Source organism: Sulfurimonas sp. C5 (assembly GCF_029872055.1).
In the GTDB taxonomy this organism is placed as follows: domain Bacteria; phylum Campylobacterota; class Campylobacteria; order Campylobacterales; family Sulfurimonadaceae; genus Sulfurimonas.
The window spans coordinates 1-16,211 of the sequence record NZ_JARXNQ010000005.1 but is presented as its reverse complement, the minus strand read 5'-3'; the positions used below and the strand labels follow the sequence as shown (position 1 = coordinate 16,211).

Below are 16,211 nucleotides of genomic sequence, written 5' to 3'. Positions count from 1 at the left end.
ATAAAGTTGAGTCTATTTATATCAAGTATGAAATGTTTCTTTCATTTCAGTTTTTTTTGTATCATTATAGAATTATAATAATTGGAGTGACTATGAAGTTTCTAAAGTGGTTTGCAGCGATAGTGATCGTATTGGTTATAGGAATTTATGTTTTAGCGTTTACAAGTTTCGGTAATGGTATTGTAGGTCCTATTATAGAGGGGAAAATTAAAGAAGCAACAAAACAGGATGTGAAGTTAGAAACATTTGTACTCAATATGAGTAGTATAGATTTTGTTTTATTCCTCGATCAAGACAATAGTATATCTGTAAAAGGAAAGTATTCACTATTTGCTCAGTCTTTTGATCTCAAATACAATGTAGTTCTGAATAAATTAGCATCTTTGGAAGCACTGACTCAAACAAAACTTTCAGGCTCATTTCTGACAGACGGGACTGTTGTAGGTAACTCGAAACTTCTTACAATTGATGGAAAAAGTGATCTTGCTAAGAGTGCTACAAGATATCATGTAGAGTTGCAGGAGTTTAATCCTACTTCAATCATCGCTAAGATTGATAACTTAGATCTAAGTACTTTGCTTGCAATGGCAGGGCAAAAACAGTATGCAAGTGCACAGGTTGATCTTGACCTGAATTTTAAAAATATCAAACCGCATCAACTTGACGGAGATGTAAAACTCTTAACTACAAATGGAAAGTTAAATACACAAGTTATGAAAAAAGACTTTCAACTTACAATTCCTGAAACTGCTTTTAAAATGAAGCTCGATGCAAAGCTCCAGGGTGATGATCTTATTTATAATTACTTACTTAATTCAAACCTCGCAAAAATAGGTTCTAAAGGAAAAGTAGTACCGGAACCTTTAAATATAGACTCGACGTATGCTCTAAATGTTCAAGAACTTGCTGTTTTAAAACCTCTCACTCAAGCAGACATTAGAGGTGCACTCAATCTTAGCGGAACGGTAAAAGGTTCAAAAGAAAAAATGGTAATAGACGGAAAGAGTGATATTGCAGATTCTTTAACTGCTTTTCAAGCTGATCTTAAAAACTTCCAGCCTGATAGTGTAAAACTGGCTATAAAACATTTAAAACTGCAAAAACTTCTTTATATGGTTAAACAGCCCCATTACGCAGATGCTACATTTAATCTGGATGCAGCTTTGAGTAGTTTAGATCCGAAAAACTTACAAGGTAATGTAAACACGGCAATAACAGAGGGTGTACTTGACAGTAAATATCTTACGAAGACATATGAGTTCAAATCACTTATGCCGTATACTACATTCAGTGCTAAGACAAACACTGTACTAAAAGGAACAAAGATAGATACTAAAGTACTACTCAAGTCAAATATGGCAAACTTAGATATTAAGCAGGCACGATTTGATCTAAAAGAGAGTTCCATATCAAGTGATTATCAAGCTATTATTCATGATTTAGATAGGCTCTTTTTTGTTACTCAAAGACATTTAAAAGGTGCGATCGTAGCTACAGGTGAATTGAAAAAAGCAAAAGATTTGGATTTTACCCTAGTAAGTAATTTTGCAGGTGGAAAATTAGATGCAAAACTGCATAATGATGATTTTGTCGCTTACATAAATAAGATGCAGACTTTGGATATTTTAGATATGCTGATCTATCCCAAAGTGTTCAAATCAAATATTGATGCTAAAGTGACATATAATCTGGCACAAGCTAGCGGGAAATTTGATGCTGATCTAAAAGATGGATTGTTTATGCCAAATCAGATCTTAGATTTGACAAAACAGTTTGCAAAAGTGGATCTCTATAAACAAAAATTTGTCGGAAATGCAAACGCTGTGATTAAAAAAGAAAACATAACGGCTCTTCTAGATTTAAAGTCTAACACGTCTTCTATCTATACAAAAGACACAAAGTTAAACTCAAAAACAAAAAATATTGATTCGAATATTAAAATTATTGCAAATAATAATCCAGCAATTTATGTTACGCTTCAAGGTAATGTTGAATCACCTAAAGTGAAAGTGGATGCGAGTGCAATCATTAAAGATGAAGCAAACAAAGCTATCAAAAAAGAGGCAAACAAACAGCTGGATAAACTCTTCAACAAGCTCTTCTAACGAGCTTGTTTGAGTTGGTGATACTTATCTACAAATAAAAGCATTACAGGAAGAATAAAGAGATCACTCAGTAAAGAAAGAGTAATGAGTAGTGCACTGTATAAACCGATGAGTTGTAGAGACTGTACTTGGGAAAAGTAAAGTGAACCAAAAATAGTGATCAGTACTATTGAACCTATAATTACCGGAATACCTGCATAGAAAAACACTTTTTCGAGGGCATGTTTTTGTGAATGCCCGAAATAACGTAGACGGAAGTATTTAAAAGCAAAGTGGATTGTCGCATCCGAAGCAAGCCCTAAAGAGATAGTCATTGCTATGAGCATCTCTAAACTCAGAGGTATATCAAATACGGTAATTAGGACTCCAAACCACAATATCGGGATGAGGTTTACGCTAAAACCGACAAATATCATAGTCTTTAATCTAAATATCCATCCTGTAACAAGTCCAATTAAAAACAGTGCTGCAAAGAGTGAAGTAGCCAATAAAATTGTCTGATTGTATTTGGCAATACTTAAAAGCGAATCTTGATCAAGAAAATAAAGATTAATTCCCTTATAGTTAACCAGCCAGTCCAGCAATTCGAGTTTATTGATATCGAATATGTTAATAACAAGATTAACAGAATTATCATCAAAATATTTGTCATTGAGTTTATAGAGGTCAATATAAAACAGTGCTTGCAGTAAAGCTTCTTCATCAAGTGTATCTGTTTGCGTATTCGCTTCGTTAAGGTTTTTAATAAGTGTGACTACTGAGACTACGTCTCCCAAACCATCTTCAAATTTTTCTTGGATGTCCTGTGAGAATTGGTCTAGAGAATTGATGAGGTTTAAATCTATTTGTTCGTATGGTATCTTGAGTTCAATCTGTTCATTTTGTACATGAAGTTCAAAAAAATTATGACTTTTAGAATAGATCAAAAAACCACCGACAAGTAAAAGTAAATAAGTTATAGATAAAAACGTATATAAAAACTTTCTATTGTAGTGAAGCTCATTCGATGAAAGCATAAATCCAAGTTTTGCATATGGTACATGTGTGTGCTTCAGTGTAAAGTAGCTTAAAAGGGCAGGGAGCAGAGTTAGATTTAATATATAACTCATAACAGATGAAACAATTACACTAAGACTCAGCAGTTTAATAATGTCTGAGTCTATCAGTACCAAACTTCCCAGACCTAGGATCGTAAGTACTGATGTCCACATTGCCGGTATCATACTTCTGTTAAGCATTTTTCTCAAAGAATGAAAAACATTTGTTTTATACTGTGATACATGCCAGCGATAATAAAAATACAAAAATTCAACTAATGCAATACTGATTGTAATAAACGGCATAGTAATATGGATAGTATGTATTCCCGTGAGCATAATTATAGTAGTAAATGTCAGTACAGTAGAGAGAGTAATGACAAACATTGCAATAAAAGCTGCAATATAGTTTCTAAATAATACTCTAAAGAGAAGTAAAAGAACAGATGCAAAGATAAATGCATAAATAAATAATATACTCCATTTGATCTCATCCACAGAATCTATATACTGATATTTACCCGGAATTTTTAAGCCGGAGATATCTAGTTTTTCTGTCGCACTTATATAGAAATAGAATGTTGAAAACTCTTTATCTACGACATTACAATAGTCATTATGTGCCGATTTAAGAAGTTGTTTTAATTTGAAAGTATCTACTTCTGTACCGTTAAGAACAACAAGCATATTTGAACTATTTGAATCATATCTGTTTTCAATAAAATCATTACTAAAAATAGAGGAGACTTTTTTGACATTTTTAAGTGATGACAAGTCTGTATGAAGCTTTTGTAAAAGGCTAAGTGTCTCATCGTTAAGTGTTTCAATTTTTACAATTAGTTTTGACTGTATATAGGTAGTGAAATTTTTTGATTCCGTTTTTTGCAACTCTTTTGAACTGTTAAGCCAAAACAATTCGTCTGATGATAAAAATTTCGGTTGAAAAAGTGTAGCACTCAATGTTGCTAAAAATATAAAAAATAAAATGATGAATTTGCGAAACTTGACTATAAAGTCGAGGTATCTATGAATGTTCGGTGTATTATAGTACATTGAAGTCCCTTAGTTTATTTCTCTATTATTAAAAATGGTCTTTTGTTGACATGAAGTTCTTTTGCTGTATTTGCTATTGTGTTTATTTTATTTTGTATATTTGTATTAAGCGGCATAACTGTTTTATCATCATGAAGCATAATATTTAAAAGTGTAGATAAAGGTTTTTTAGCATTATAAACAGCTGCTATTGCATTTTGGGAATGTAATCTTGGAATACCGTAGAGATAAAGATAATAACGGTATTTTGAAAGCATCTCTTTATTGCTTGACACCATAGTAATAAATTTTCTAGAGTAACGGCACCATGGATCGATAAACACATAGACTTTTTGTTGACCAGAACCATAGACGATAGCCTCTTTTTGAATAGCGTGAGCAAGCTGTATTTGTGTATTATAGGACAGCTTTTGCGTAAGGTCCACATCACTAGCAAACAAAAAACAATTTAGAAGTAAAGTTAATAATATTGTCTTATACATGCAACAATTATAACTTTTTTTAATTACAGTGATATTACAGGAGTGGATCTTTTTTCATCAATACTTTTTAGTTTAAATCGACTAGACTTAAACAAAAAGATACCCTCTCTTTTCCAAAAGTTTCTATAGCTTCATTCAATGTAGTTCCTGTAGTGACTATGTCATCTACGAGTATAATATTTTCTTTTACACCTGTATTGCTTTTAAAAGATCGAGGATTAGTTCTGCGAAAATATTTGGATTTTCCCGAATAAGTTAAGTGGTTTTGTGCACGTAATTGGTTGTAGAGAGGTGTAATATTGTATGATTTAAGATGTTTATTTAAAATGGCTGTATGAGAATAACCGTGTCGAACATGATCATCTACTGCAATTGAGAAAAATTTCTCATCAGTGTGAAATTCATCGGCAAATTTTGCAAATGAGAGTTTTGCCAGAATGTTATATATATGGTAACCAAGATCGCTATGTTTTGTATGAAGCAGTTTTTTTATCTCATCATATTTATAAAAAGAGATAAGCTGAATATTATTAGGAAGAGTTCTTTTATATAAAGAGGGTTGTAAAAAGTTATTTTGACAGGAGGAGCAGATGTGTGAGAAAGAAAACCTTTCACACATCATACAGCGCATGTTAGTCCATTTTTAAAACTGACATAAAGGCTTCTTGCGGAAGCTGAACTTTACCGATAGACTTCATACGTTTTTTACCCGCTTTTTGTTTTTCTAAAAGCTTACGTTTACGTGTGATATCCCCACCGTAACATTTAGCAGTTACGTTTTTCCCCATAGATTTTACAGTTTCACGTGCAATAATCTGAGAGCCTAAAGAAGCTTGAACAGCTACTTCAAAAAGTTGACGAGGGATTAACTCTTTCATGTTCTTTACAAGCGCACGGCCACGAGCAAGTGCTTGCGTACGAGGTACTATAACACTCAATGCATCAACAGCTTCACCAGCTACTTTGATGTCAAGTTTCACAAGGTCACCCACTTTAAAATCAAGCGGTTCATAGTCAAAAGAAGCATACCCTTTTGAGATCGATTTTAGTGTATCGTAAAAATCTACAACGATCTCATTCATTGGAATCTCGTATTCGAGCATAACCCTGTCTTCATTAAGATAAGTCATTTTCGACTGATTTCCACGTTTGGAAACTAGTAATGTAATGATATTTCCTAGATACTCACTCGGTGTAATTACCGTTGCACGTACATAAGGCTCTTCAATCTTATCAATCTTTTGCACCGGTGGAAGTTCTGAAGGGTTTTGTACTTCAATTTTTGAACCATCAGTCATATAAACATGATAAATAACAGACGGTGCAGTTGCAATTAGGTCTAGACCATATTCACGCTCTAAACGCTCTTTAATTACTTCCATATGTAACATACCAAGGAAACCTACACGGAATCCAAAACCTAGTGCTACCGATGTTTCCGGTTCATACGATAGCGAAGAGTCGTTAAGCTTTAATTTGTCGAGTGCATCACGAAGATCTTCGAATTTGTCTGTATCGATTGGATATAGTCCGGCAAAGACAAACGGTTTTGCCGGTTCATAGTCACCTACAGGTTCTGCTGCCGGGTTTTTCGCATCTGTAATTGTATCACCTACGTTGATAACACTTACCTCTTTAAGNGACGGTGCAGTTGCAATTAGGTCTAGACCATATTCACGCTCTAAACGCTCTTTAATTACTTCCATATGTAACATACCAAGGAAACCTACACGGAATCCAAAACCTAGTGCTACCGATGTTTCCGGTTCATACGATAGCGAAGAGTCGTTAAGCTTTAATTTGTCGAGTGCATCACGAAGATCTTCGAATTTGTCTGTATCGATTGGATATAGTCCGGCAAAGACAAACGGTTTTGCCGGTTCATAGTCACCTACAGGTTCTGCTGCCGGGTTTTTCGCATCTGTAATTGTATCACCTACGTTGATAACACTTACCTCTTTAAGACCAAGAACAACAATACCAATTTCACCAGCTTTAATTGATGGAGTTTTGATCTTGTGTTTAGGGTGTGGATACATAAGGTCAAGAACCTGATGTTCCTCTTTAGAGCTCATTAATTGAATATTTTGCCCTTTAGTGATTTCACCGTCAAATACACGAACAAGTGCAAGTGCACCAAGATAGTTATCAAACCAGCTGTCATAAATGATAGCCTTTGTTGTCGCATTAGGATCTCCTACCGGAGCAGGAACTCTGTCAACAATAGCATCAATAAGTTCACGAATACCTATACCTGTTTTTGCACTTACCAGTACAGCATCTGTTGCGTCGATTCCGATTGAAGTTTCAATCTCTTCTGCAACACGTTCAGGCTCAGCTGCTGGCAAGTCGATTTTATTGATTACAGGAATCAGTTCAAGGTCATTGTCCAGTGCCAGATAAACATTGGCAATAGTCTGTGCTTCAACACCTTGAGCAGCATCTACAATTAAAAGTGCACCGTCTGAAGAAGCAAGAGACTTACTGACTTCATATGAGAAGTCAACGTGGCCCGGAGTGTCAATGAGGTTAAGGATATAGTGCTCACCGTCTTTTACATAGTCAAGTCTCACAGATTGTGCTTTGATCGTAATACCGCGCTCTTGCTCAATATCCATAGTATCCATCATTTGAGTTGTAAGTTCACGATCACTTACGGCACCACACTCTTGGATAATTCTATCTGCCAAGGTACTTTTACCATGGTCGATATGTGCAATAATAGAAAAATTTCTAATGTTTTTCAATTTTGTCCTCTACATAAACAGGCTGTTTACACTTTCATTGTGGTAAACTCTGCGGATTACTTCAGCGAAAAGTGGAGCAACTGTTAAAACTTTAACTTTACTATGTGGTTTTGTCTCTAGTGTATTAGTGATGATTAATTCGTCTAATTCACCGTTTGTAAGGTTCTCATATGCTTTACCGCTTAAAACACCGTGTGTAGCACATGCCATTACCGAAGTAGCACCTTTGTTTTTCAGTGCAGTAGCTGCTTTAACCATAGTTCCGGCAGTATCTACCATGTCATCGATCATGATTACGTCTTTACCGTTTACATCGCCGATAATATTCATAACTTCACTCTCGTTTGCTTTCTCACGACGTTTATCAACGATAACCATCTCTAAACCTAAACGGCTTGCAAAGTAACGAGCACGTGCAACACCACCGATATCAGGAGAAGCGATGATAGGGTTTTTAAGGTTTTTAGATTTGATATATGTTTCAAAAGTGATACTTCCGTAAAGGTTGTCAACAGGGATATCGAAGAATCCTTGAATTTGACCAGCGTGTAGATCGATAGTAACAACTCTGTCAATACCTGCTGTTTGATACAGATCAGCTACTAGTTTTGCAGTAATCGGAACTCTCGGAGCAGCTTTACGATCTTGTCTTGCATACCCATAGTAAGGTACAACAGCAGTGATGCTTGACGCAGAAGAGCGACGAAGTGCATCAACCATGATAAGCAGTTCCATTAAGTTGTCATTTGACGGTGCTCCCGTTGATTGTACGATAAATACATCACGACCACGAACAGATTCAGAGATCTGAACAGAGATCTCACCATCACTAAATTTCTTGATATCTGCTTGTGCTAAAGGCACGTCTAAAATGGAACAGATCTCTTTAGCAAAATCAACACTTGCAGAACCAGCAAAAATTTTATAACCACGCATAAGTTAACCCTTTGGAAAAATTAATACGTGATTATACTGCAAGAGTCCTAAGAAGATGTTAAAACGAAAAAACTATTGGCAGTTTTTGCAAATTCCCGAGAGAACCATATCGACTTTATTTACTTGAAAGTCTACTTTGCTCAAATTTAGTTTTTTCATAGGGGATAAGTCTATATGCAAATCCTCTACACTTCCGCATTTTTCACATACTAAATGGGAATGTGCCTCTTTTGTCAATTCATATACAGATTTGGCATTTGGAATTTTTACCTCTTGTATAAAGGCATTTTCTATCATAAGATTTATATTTTTATAGATAGTAGCCAATGATATAGAATTGAACTTTTTTAACAATATATCATAGAGTTTTTCTATCGTTAAGTGCCCGTTTATCAATAAAGCATTCGTAATCTCAATACGTTGAGGCGTTGCTTTAAGATGATGTGCTCTTAACATTTCTGTATAGTTTTCCATGTTTAAATTGTACAATACCGTTTATTAAATGATAATCATTATATTTTAACTATATTTTTTTTTAAAGAGTTTTTTGAAGTTTGATTAAGGTTGAACGTAAAATTGCACCCTTGTCATTATGGCTGCTTTTCATTTTTAATTCATTCTGCAATAGAAGTTCATGTAGCTTGTAATATGTCTGCGGTTTGATTTTTATTGCCTGATTTGCTTTTGCATCTACTACAAACTTTGGAGCAGGGTAACCCAATATATCAAGGGCATTTGGCGCACCGTTAACGCGGATGTAAATATTGAACATATAGAGTTGAGTTATGTAAGATGTAATGGTTGTAAGAATTCGGATCTCATCTTCACCGTGTTCTAGAATATTTTGCAGATCTTCGGTGATATCGCGTTTTTCCAGAAGTTTCTTAATAAAATCTTCTAAATTGATTTCACCTAAACCAAATACTATATTATCTATATCTTTTGTTGAAATTTCTCTGTCAAATACTGAAAGTTTGTCAAGTTCGTTAGCAGCAAGAGATATATCGGAATTATGAATCTTTAAGAGATGTGCAATAGTGTACTTGTCAATTTTAATATCTTTTTGTGATGCTAAAGAGAGCACAATGTTTTGTGCTTCATAATCTTTAGGATTGAAAAAGCGGACACTCATTGCTTTTGTTTTGGCAAATGCTTTGGTATATGTTTTGTGATCACTACCGTAGTAAGCATATACAAAAACATTGTCGGGATTTTTTTCACAAAGTTCTAACAGTGTGTCAAGCTCTTTTTTATTGACTTTCTTTTCACTTTTAATAATTAGAATATTACGATCGCCGAAAAGTGAAGCTTGAGAGAGATGTGCTTTTGCAGAGTTAAAATCGTATTCATCATAATAAAAGGTGATTGCATTCGCATCTTCTATATTTGTCATCAGTTTTGTATACATATCTATTAGAAAAATACTTTCCCCAAAAAAAACAAAAGCATTCGAGACACTTTTGTTTTGGATATGTTTGTCAAACTCTGCTTTATACATCAACTCTTCTTACAACAGTCGCAAATATTCTTGCTTTAGGGATATCTACTTTATCGATTCTTACAATGACGTCTTCAAAAAGAACATAGTTGTCATGAGCCGTGAGCTGTAATTTTGCACCGATAATTTCATCATGAAGATCGGCTCTGAGTTCAGGGTCTGTTGCCGAGATTCTTGCTTTAAATTCACGTCCTAAGTTGTCGTTTGCCCAACGTGCATATTTACGTGCCATAAATTCTATTTCTATGGTACTCGCTTCACGCTCTTTTTCACTGATTGCCATTGCCAATGATTCTATATTACGAAGGACATAAGAACCCTCAGCCGTATCACCTGCATTAATCGCTTTGAGTAAACGGTGAACAATTAAGTCACTGTATCTTCTAATAGGTGAAGTAAAGTGTGTATAGCGTTCAAATCCAAGACCGAAGTGCCCATGGTTTAACGGTGAGTATCGTGCCTGCATCTGTGCGCGTATAATAAGAGTATCTACTTCGCTTGCCAGACCAAGTTCCTCTGCTTGTGTTTGAATAAATTCAATTGTCTCTTTAACCGTGTCTTTGATCTCTATCTGAATACCGATTGATGAAAGTTCTTGATAAAGAGTTTGAAGTTTTGCCTGACTAGGGGGTTCGTGGATCCTAAAGATACCGCGTTCATACCTTGAAGCTGCTTCTTTGTTCGCTAAAAGCATACAATCTTCGATCAAAGAGTGTGAAGGTGTTTCTTCAGCTTCTTCAGTTGAAATGATATGGTGTTGTTCATCGATCTTCATCTCAATTTCACTCGATCTGAAATCAAAACCGATCTTCAATCTTTTTTCTCTCAGGGCATCAGTTACAGGTTTGAGCTGTTCCAGTGCTTTTAAAACATCTTCTTCATCTTTGTTCTGAGCTTTGTAGTTTCCTTCAAAAAAATGGTCTATCTCTTCGTAGTTAAATCTTCTTTTTGAATGGATGATCGCTTCATACACTTCAGAATGAGTTACCTCAAGAGATTCAAGATCAAGTTTCATCTCAAAAACATATGATAATCTGTCTTTATGAGGCTGCAGGGAACAAAGTGTTTCACTCAGCTGACGAGGTAGCATAGGGATAGAGCGGTGAGGAAGATAGATTGAAAAACTTCTGTAAATTGCCTCATTATCTACAGCACCGAAAGGTTTGACATATTCACTAACATCAGCAATTGCAACATAGAGTGTTGTATTGTCTTGATCCCAGTAGATTGCATCATCAAAGTCTTTTGCCGTTACAGGGTCAATTGTACAAAATGGAAGTTCTCTTAAGTCCCTTCTTTTTGGATATTTGGAAGCATCGACTTCTTTAAAGGACTGTGCTTCTGCTAAAACTTCTGCATCAAACTCATCATGTTTATTAAACTGGGCAAGAACTATTTTTTCATCAACCAGTGGGTCTGCCAAGTTTCCTAAAAAATCAATTACCTTATTTTCGAGGTTGTCTATCGTAAAAACATCGCCTATTTCGTGAGAAGCGAGTTGCTCTGTGCTAAACTCTGCACCGATAGGATGTTCTGTTTTAAGATCTACCAATGATCTATGATTATACTTTTCAATAATGTATCCAATTGAATACGTCTGTTCACGGCCGACAACTTCTGCAATTTCAGCTGCAGGTGTCCCTCGTTTTCCCAAAAGTCTTTTAGCAATGATGAGATCACCCTCAGTTGCCACACCGATATTTTCAATAAAAAGATCTTTAATATTTTCACCAATTACGTGCAGATAAGCAGTGTCGTTTTGTACAAGTCCCAGAGTACCTGCTCGATATTTAGAATGAAATTTGTAGACGTCGTTTTTATGTGTAAGGTATTTTTTTGCAGTCCATTCCTGGAGTAGCTTGAGTTCATGTTCGGTAGTGTCCTGCTCACTCAATCCATGAGTGAGTTTAACAAGTAGAGACTTCAAAGTATTGGAATTTTATTATAGATTTTGAATTGCCGCTTCAAAGCTTTCTAAATCAAGCCCGTATTTAGCGATTAACTCTTTTGCCGCTGCAACACTTTCATCTGTAACAACACCGTTAATAGGTACTGTAACACGTACTACATGAAGGATTTTAGCTGCACGTTTCATATCTTCATTTTCTGCTTCATCAGGATTTTCACAATGTCCGATAACATCTACAAGATTTGGCTCAAATTTCCACTGTGAAAAAATTGAAGCACTTACTTCAGGAGTATCTGCACCGACAATTTCTCTCTCAGCAGCTTCTACGTTTTGTAACCTAGTCATAGCTTCAAGAAATTCTGTTTGTTTTGAGTCTGCAATAATTTGTTGAGCAATAATTACTTTTCCAATCTCAACCAAGAAAGCTGCAGGTGATAAAACACCCATCAGTTTATTTTCTTTTTTCAAACACCATCCCGTCACAAGAGCATGTTGTTTTTTAGAAAGTGTAGAGAACATTTCGTCTGAAATCTCATAAGGAGAGAGATCAAGGATAAAGCTTTTTTTCACGATAGAAGCTAAAGCAAACCCTCTGACTGTCCCCATACCGAATAAACCAACTGCTTGAGAAATAGCATTGATTTCACGTGAAAAGCCGTATAATGGAGAATTTGCAGCCTTTAAAATATCTGCAGTTAAGAGCGGATCCTTCTCTAGAATCTTCACCATGTCATTAAAAGTGCTGTCTGGGTTTTGATAAACAGCTTCTATCTGCATTGCAGATTCCGGTAGCGGTGGAAGCTGTTTAATCTTCTTTAAAATTTCTTCAGTCATTTGCAAGACTCTCTTTTATGATTTATTATTTTATAATTATATAACGAATATATAAATAAGAGCTAAAATCGAGTAGGATATTTACAAAAAACTGTTATGATCTTTCTCTTAAATTAATAATAAAACCAAGGATATATACGATGCAAAATGATGCGATGCTAATACAGTTAGGATATGCACCGAACCAAACACTTCTAGAACAGTTTGAAAAGATTAAAAAAAATACGAAAGATTATGCAAAAATTGAGAAACATATTATGGATTTACACAATCATTTAAAAGTGAATAATTCATATGTGGCACTGTCAAATACAAAAGATTATTTCAAAATCAAAATTGAAGCTGATACCCCGGCATTGATAGAAGAAGCGCATCAAAAAGTGAAACACTTTAGTGAAAAATTTAAAGTAAATGTTGAAAAAATTCCGGAAAAACACACTTATTATATTTTAGGTTTCCATCATTAAAATATGACGGAGCCGATGAGTTTAGAAGGGTACGATCTTCTTGTAGAGGAATTTAAGTTTCTGCTTGAGATTGAAAAACCCAAAACTGCAGAAGAAAAAAGAGTCGCAGCTGCTCTTGGCGACAGAAGCGAAAATGCAGATTATCAAGCTGCAAAAGAGAAGCTGCGCTTTATAGACAAACGTCTATTTTACCTCGATAAAATGATCAAAGCCGCTGTGGTTATTGATCCCTCTCTACATGGTCATTTAAAAGTCTCTTTCGGCAGTACAGTTACCATTGTGAATTTAGATACTGATGAGGTGGAAAAATATACTCTTTGCGGCGTTTTGGAAAGTGAAATCGAAAACGGACTCATCTCGATCCATTCACCTCTTGCAAAAGCTATGATTGGAAAAGAGGAAGGGGACGATTTTAAAGTAAAACTTCCTAAGGGTATAAAAGAGTATGAGATTGAGTCTATTGAGTACATAAATATCTTTTCTCTCAAAAAAAATATACGAACTAAAAAAGAGTTCTCCTTCCATTAAAATAAGATTTAGCAGATTTTCGATATAATCCACATTTAAAAACTCAAATTTTAGGAACTATCTGTGAGCCAACAACTACCTGATATAGATAAGCAACTTGCTAATCACAAGTTAAGCCAAGAGGATTACAAGCACATAAAAGAGATTTTAGGTCGTGAACCAAATCTTGTTGAACTTGGTATTTTTTCAGCAATGTGGTCTGAACACTGTTCATATAAATCTTCAAAAGTACATTTAAAAGGCTTCCCTACAAAAGCTCCATGGGTTATTCAAGGGCCAGGTGAAAATGCCGGTGTTATTGATATTGGAGATGGATACGCTGCCGTATTTAAAATGGAATCACACAACCATCCAAGTTTTATTGAACCTTACCAAGGTGCTGCAACGGGTGTTGGTGGAATTATGCGTGACGTATTTACAATGGGTGCACGTCCTGTTGCAAACTTAAATGCACTTCGTTTCGGTAACGTTTTAAACGATGACGATATCTCTAAACACCAAAGATATTTAGTTCGCGGTGTAACTGAAGGAATCGGTGGATACGGTAACTGTATGGGTGTACCTACTATCGGTGGTGAGACAAGTTTCGATGAATGTTATAACGGAAATATCCTGGTAAATGCATTTACACTTGGTCTTGCAAAAGCGGATGAAATCTTTTACGGCCGTGCAGAAGGTATCGGAAATCCAGTTTTATATGTTGGTGCAAAAACTGGTCGTGACGGTCTTGGTGGGGCTGTTATGAGTTCGGATAGTTTTACTGAAGAGTCAAAATCTCTTCGTCCAACGGTTCAAGTTGGAGATCCGTTTACAGAAAAATTACTTCTTGAAGCATGTTTAGAGCTTTTCAAAACTGACTACGTTGTTGGTATTCAAGATATGGGTGCTGCCGGTCTTACATCTTCATCTTTCGAGATGGCTGGACGTTCAGGTTCAGGTATGATTATGCATTTAGATAAAGTTCCTGCTCGTGAAGAGGGGATGACTCCGTATGACTTCATGCTTTCAGAATCTCAAGAGCGTATGCTTCTTTGTGCTAAAAAAGGAAGTGAAGAAGAGATCATCAAGATTTTTGAAAAATGGGACCTTGATGCTGCGGTTATCGGTGAGGTAACGGCTACTGGAAATATGGAACTTTTCTGGCATGGTGAGAAAGTTGCTGAGGTTCCTGTTGATCCTGTTTCAGAAGAAGCACCAGAACTTAACCGTCCTATGAGAAGACCAGCTTACTTAGATGAGATCAAAGATACTACTATTAATGACTTTGCAAAAGTATCAAACCAAGAAGCGTTTGAAAAACTGACAAAATCTATGGAAGTTGTAGATAAATCTTGGATCTATACTCAGTATGATTCAATGGTACAAACAAACACGGTAAAAAAAGGTGGAGAGCTTGATGCTTCTGTAATCCGTGTAAAAGAAAACGGTCGTGCTTTAGCTATGTCGGCTGACTGTAACGTTCGTTACTGTTACATCGATCCTAAAGGCGGTGGAGCAGCTGCAGTTATCGAATCTGGTAGAAATGTTGCTATGACTGGTGCTCGTCCACTTGCGATCACTGACTGTCTTAACTACGGTAACCCAGAAAACCCTGAAGTTATGTGGCAATTCGGTGAGGGTTGTTTAGGTATTAAAGAAGCTTGTGCTGAACTTACTACTCCAGTTATCGGTGGAAACGTTTCTTTGTATAATGAAACAAATGGAGTTTCAGTATTCCCAACACCATCAATTGCAACTGTTGGTGTAAATGACGACCAAAACAACGTATTACTTTCAACTTTCCAAAATGAAGGAGATATCCTTTATCTAGTTGGTGAGTCAAAAAGTGAATTCGGTGGATCTTTATATATGAAAGAGATCTGTGGTACTGTTGCCGGAACTCTTCCAGAGATTGACTATAAAAAAGAGTTAGCTCTTTGGGACTTAGTAATTGAAACAAATAAAAAACATCTATTAGAGTGTGCTAAAGATGCTTCAAGCGGTGGTGTGGCTATTGCACTTGCTAAAATGGCGGCAACATCAGGTCTTGGTTGTAATGTAACGATGACTGTAGAAGATGAAAGAGATATTTTTGCTGAGTCTTTTTCTCGTGCAATCGTTTCTGTAAAACCTGAGAATGCAGCAGCATTTGAAGCATCATTAAACGGTCTTGCTTGTGAAAAAATTGGAACAATCGGTGGTGACTCTGTAAAAATTAACGATGTTACAATGAGTATGGAACAACTTCAAGACAACTACTTCAACACATTTAAAAGAGTAATAGAGAGAGACTTATAGTCTTCTCTATTATATATAGATAGCTCCCCTTATAAAACTGCACAATATATAATCAACTTAACTGATTAAAAAATAATCAACTATTTGTATCTATTTCTTTCTAAAAAGTATATAATTTTCGTACTTTATTTTTAAGGATTAACATGAAGAGATGGCTAGTAGCGATGTTATTCGCATTACCGACTTTGGCGTTAGCAGAGGATGCGCCGAAACTAGATACAGGTGATACAGCGTGGATGATGGTATCAGCTGCATTAGTATTACTTATGACACCAGCAGGTCTTGCACTTTTTTATGCAGGGATGACAAGAAGCAAGAATGTGCTTAATACTTATGCA

Annotated in this window: 13 protein-coding genes and 1 pseudogene; 5 read left to right on the top strand and 9 right to left on the bottom strand. The window is 35.6% G+C overall.

Going from position 1 to position 16,211, the window contains the following annotated elements:
* The first annotated feature begins 92 nt into the window (after positions 1–92).
* A complete protein-coding gene (locus P6N22_RS08570; protein WP_280332069.1) occupies positions 93–2,105 on the top strand; it encodes a hypothetical protein in 2,013 nt (670 codons plus the stop codon).
* Here P6N22_RS08570 and P6N22_RS08565 read toward each other — a convergent pair.
* From P6N22_RS08565 to P6N22_RS08525, 9 genes are all read right to left on the bottom strand, one after another.
* On the bottom strand, positions 2,102–4,195 hold the full coding sequence (locus tag P6N22_RS08565) for a hypothetical protein (protein WP_280332066.1): 2,094 nt from the start codon (positions 4,193–4,195) through the stop codon (positions 2,102–2,104). The genes P6N22_RS08570 and P6N22_RS08565 overlap by 4 nt on opposite strands.
* 14 nt (positions 4,196–4,209) lie before the next feature.
* Complete coding sequence (locus P6N22_RS08560) at positions 4,210–4,677, bottom strand: hypothetical protein (protein WP_280332064.1); 468 nt, start codon at positions 4,675–4,677, stop codon at positions 4,210–4,212.
* 67 nt (positions 4,678–4,744) lie between these two features.
* Positions 4,745–5,308: a ComF family protein gene (locus P6N22_RS08555; protein ID WP_280332062.1), complete on the bottom strand. Its 564-nt coding sequence runs from the start codon at positions 5,306–5,308 to the stop codon at positions 4,745–4,747.
* A gap of 1 nt (position 5,309) precedes the next feature.
* A complete protein-coding gene (gene lepA, locus P6N22_RS08550; RefSeq protein WP_280332060.1) occupies positions 5,310–7,424 on the bottom strand; it encodes a translation elongation factor 4 in 2,115 nt (704 codons plus the stop codon).
* 9 nt (positions 7,425–7,433) lie between these two features.
* On the bottom strand, positions 7,434–8,360 hold the full coding sequence (locus P6N22_RS08545; protein WP_280332058.1) for a ribose-phosphate pyrophosphokinase: 927 nt from the start codon (positions 8,358–8,360) through the stop codon (positions 7,434–7,436).
* A gap of 72 nt (positions 8,361–8,432) precedes the next feature.
* The gene (locus P6N22_RS08540) at positions 8,433–8,834 is read right to left on the bottom strand and encodes a Fur family transcriptional regulator (RefSeq protein WP_280332056.1); all 402 of its coding nucleotides are present in this window, start codon (positions 8,832–8,834) and stop codon (positions 8,433–8,435) included.
* A gap of 61 nt (positions 8,835–8,895) precedes the next feature.
* The gene (gene holA, locus P6N22_RS08535; RefSeq protein ID WP_280332055.1) at positions 8,896–9,858 is read right to left on the bottom strand and encodes a DNA polymerase III subunit delta; all 963 of its coding nucleotides are present in this window, start codon (positions 9,856–9,858) and stop codon (positions 8,896–8,898) included.
* Positions 9,851–11,785 carry a ribonuclease R family protein gene (locus P6N22_RS08530; protein ID WP_280332053.1) on the bottom strand — a complete coding sequence of 645 codons (1,935 nt, stop codon included), beginning with the start codon at positions 11,783–11,785 and terminating at the stop codon, positions 9,851–9,853. The genes holA and P6N22_RS08530 overlap by 8 nt, the downstream gene beginning before the upstream one ends.
* 15 nt (positions 11,786–11,800) lie before the next feature.
* Positions 11,801–12,601, bottom strand: coding sequence for an HDOD domain-containing protein (locus P6N22_RS08525; RefSeq protein ID WP_280332051.1), 801 nt, complete (start codon positions 12,599–12,601; stop codon positions 11,801–11,803).
* Positions 12,602–12,741: 140 nt separating this feature from the next.
* Between P6N22_RS08525 and P6N22_RS08520 the strand changes: the two genes are divergently transcribed.
* From P6N22_RS08520 to P6N22_RS08505, 4 genes and pseudogenes are all read left to right on the top strand, one after another.
* Positions 12,742–13,068, top strand: coding sequence for a hypothetical protein (locus P6N22_RS08520; protein WP_280332049.1), 327 nt, complete (start codon positions 12,742–12,744; stop codon positions 13,066–13,068).
* Positions 13,069–13,071: 3 nt separating this feature from the next.
* Positions 13,072–13,596, top strand: coding sequence for a transcription elongation factor GreA (greA, locus tag P6N22_RS08515; protein WP_280332047.1), 525 nt, complete (start codon positions 13,072–13,074; stop codon positions 13,594–13,596).
* Positions 13,597–13,659: 63 nt separating this feature from the next.
* A complete protein-coding gene (purL, locus tag P6N22_RS08510; protein WP_280332045.1) occupies positions 13,660–15,873 on the top strand; it encodes a phosphoribosylformylglycinamidine synthase subunit PurL in 2,214 nt (737 codons plus the stop codon).
* Positions 15,874–16,016: 143 nt separating this feature from the next.
* A pseudogene (locus tag P6N22_RS08505) lies at positions 16,017–16,211 on the top strand (ammonium transporter); the annotation flags it as partial.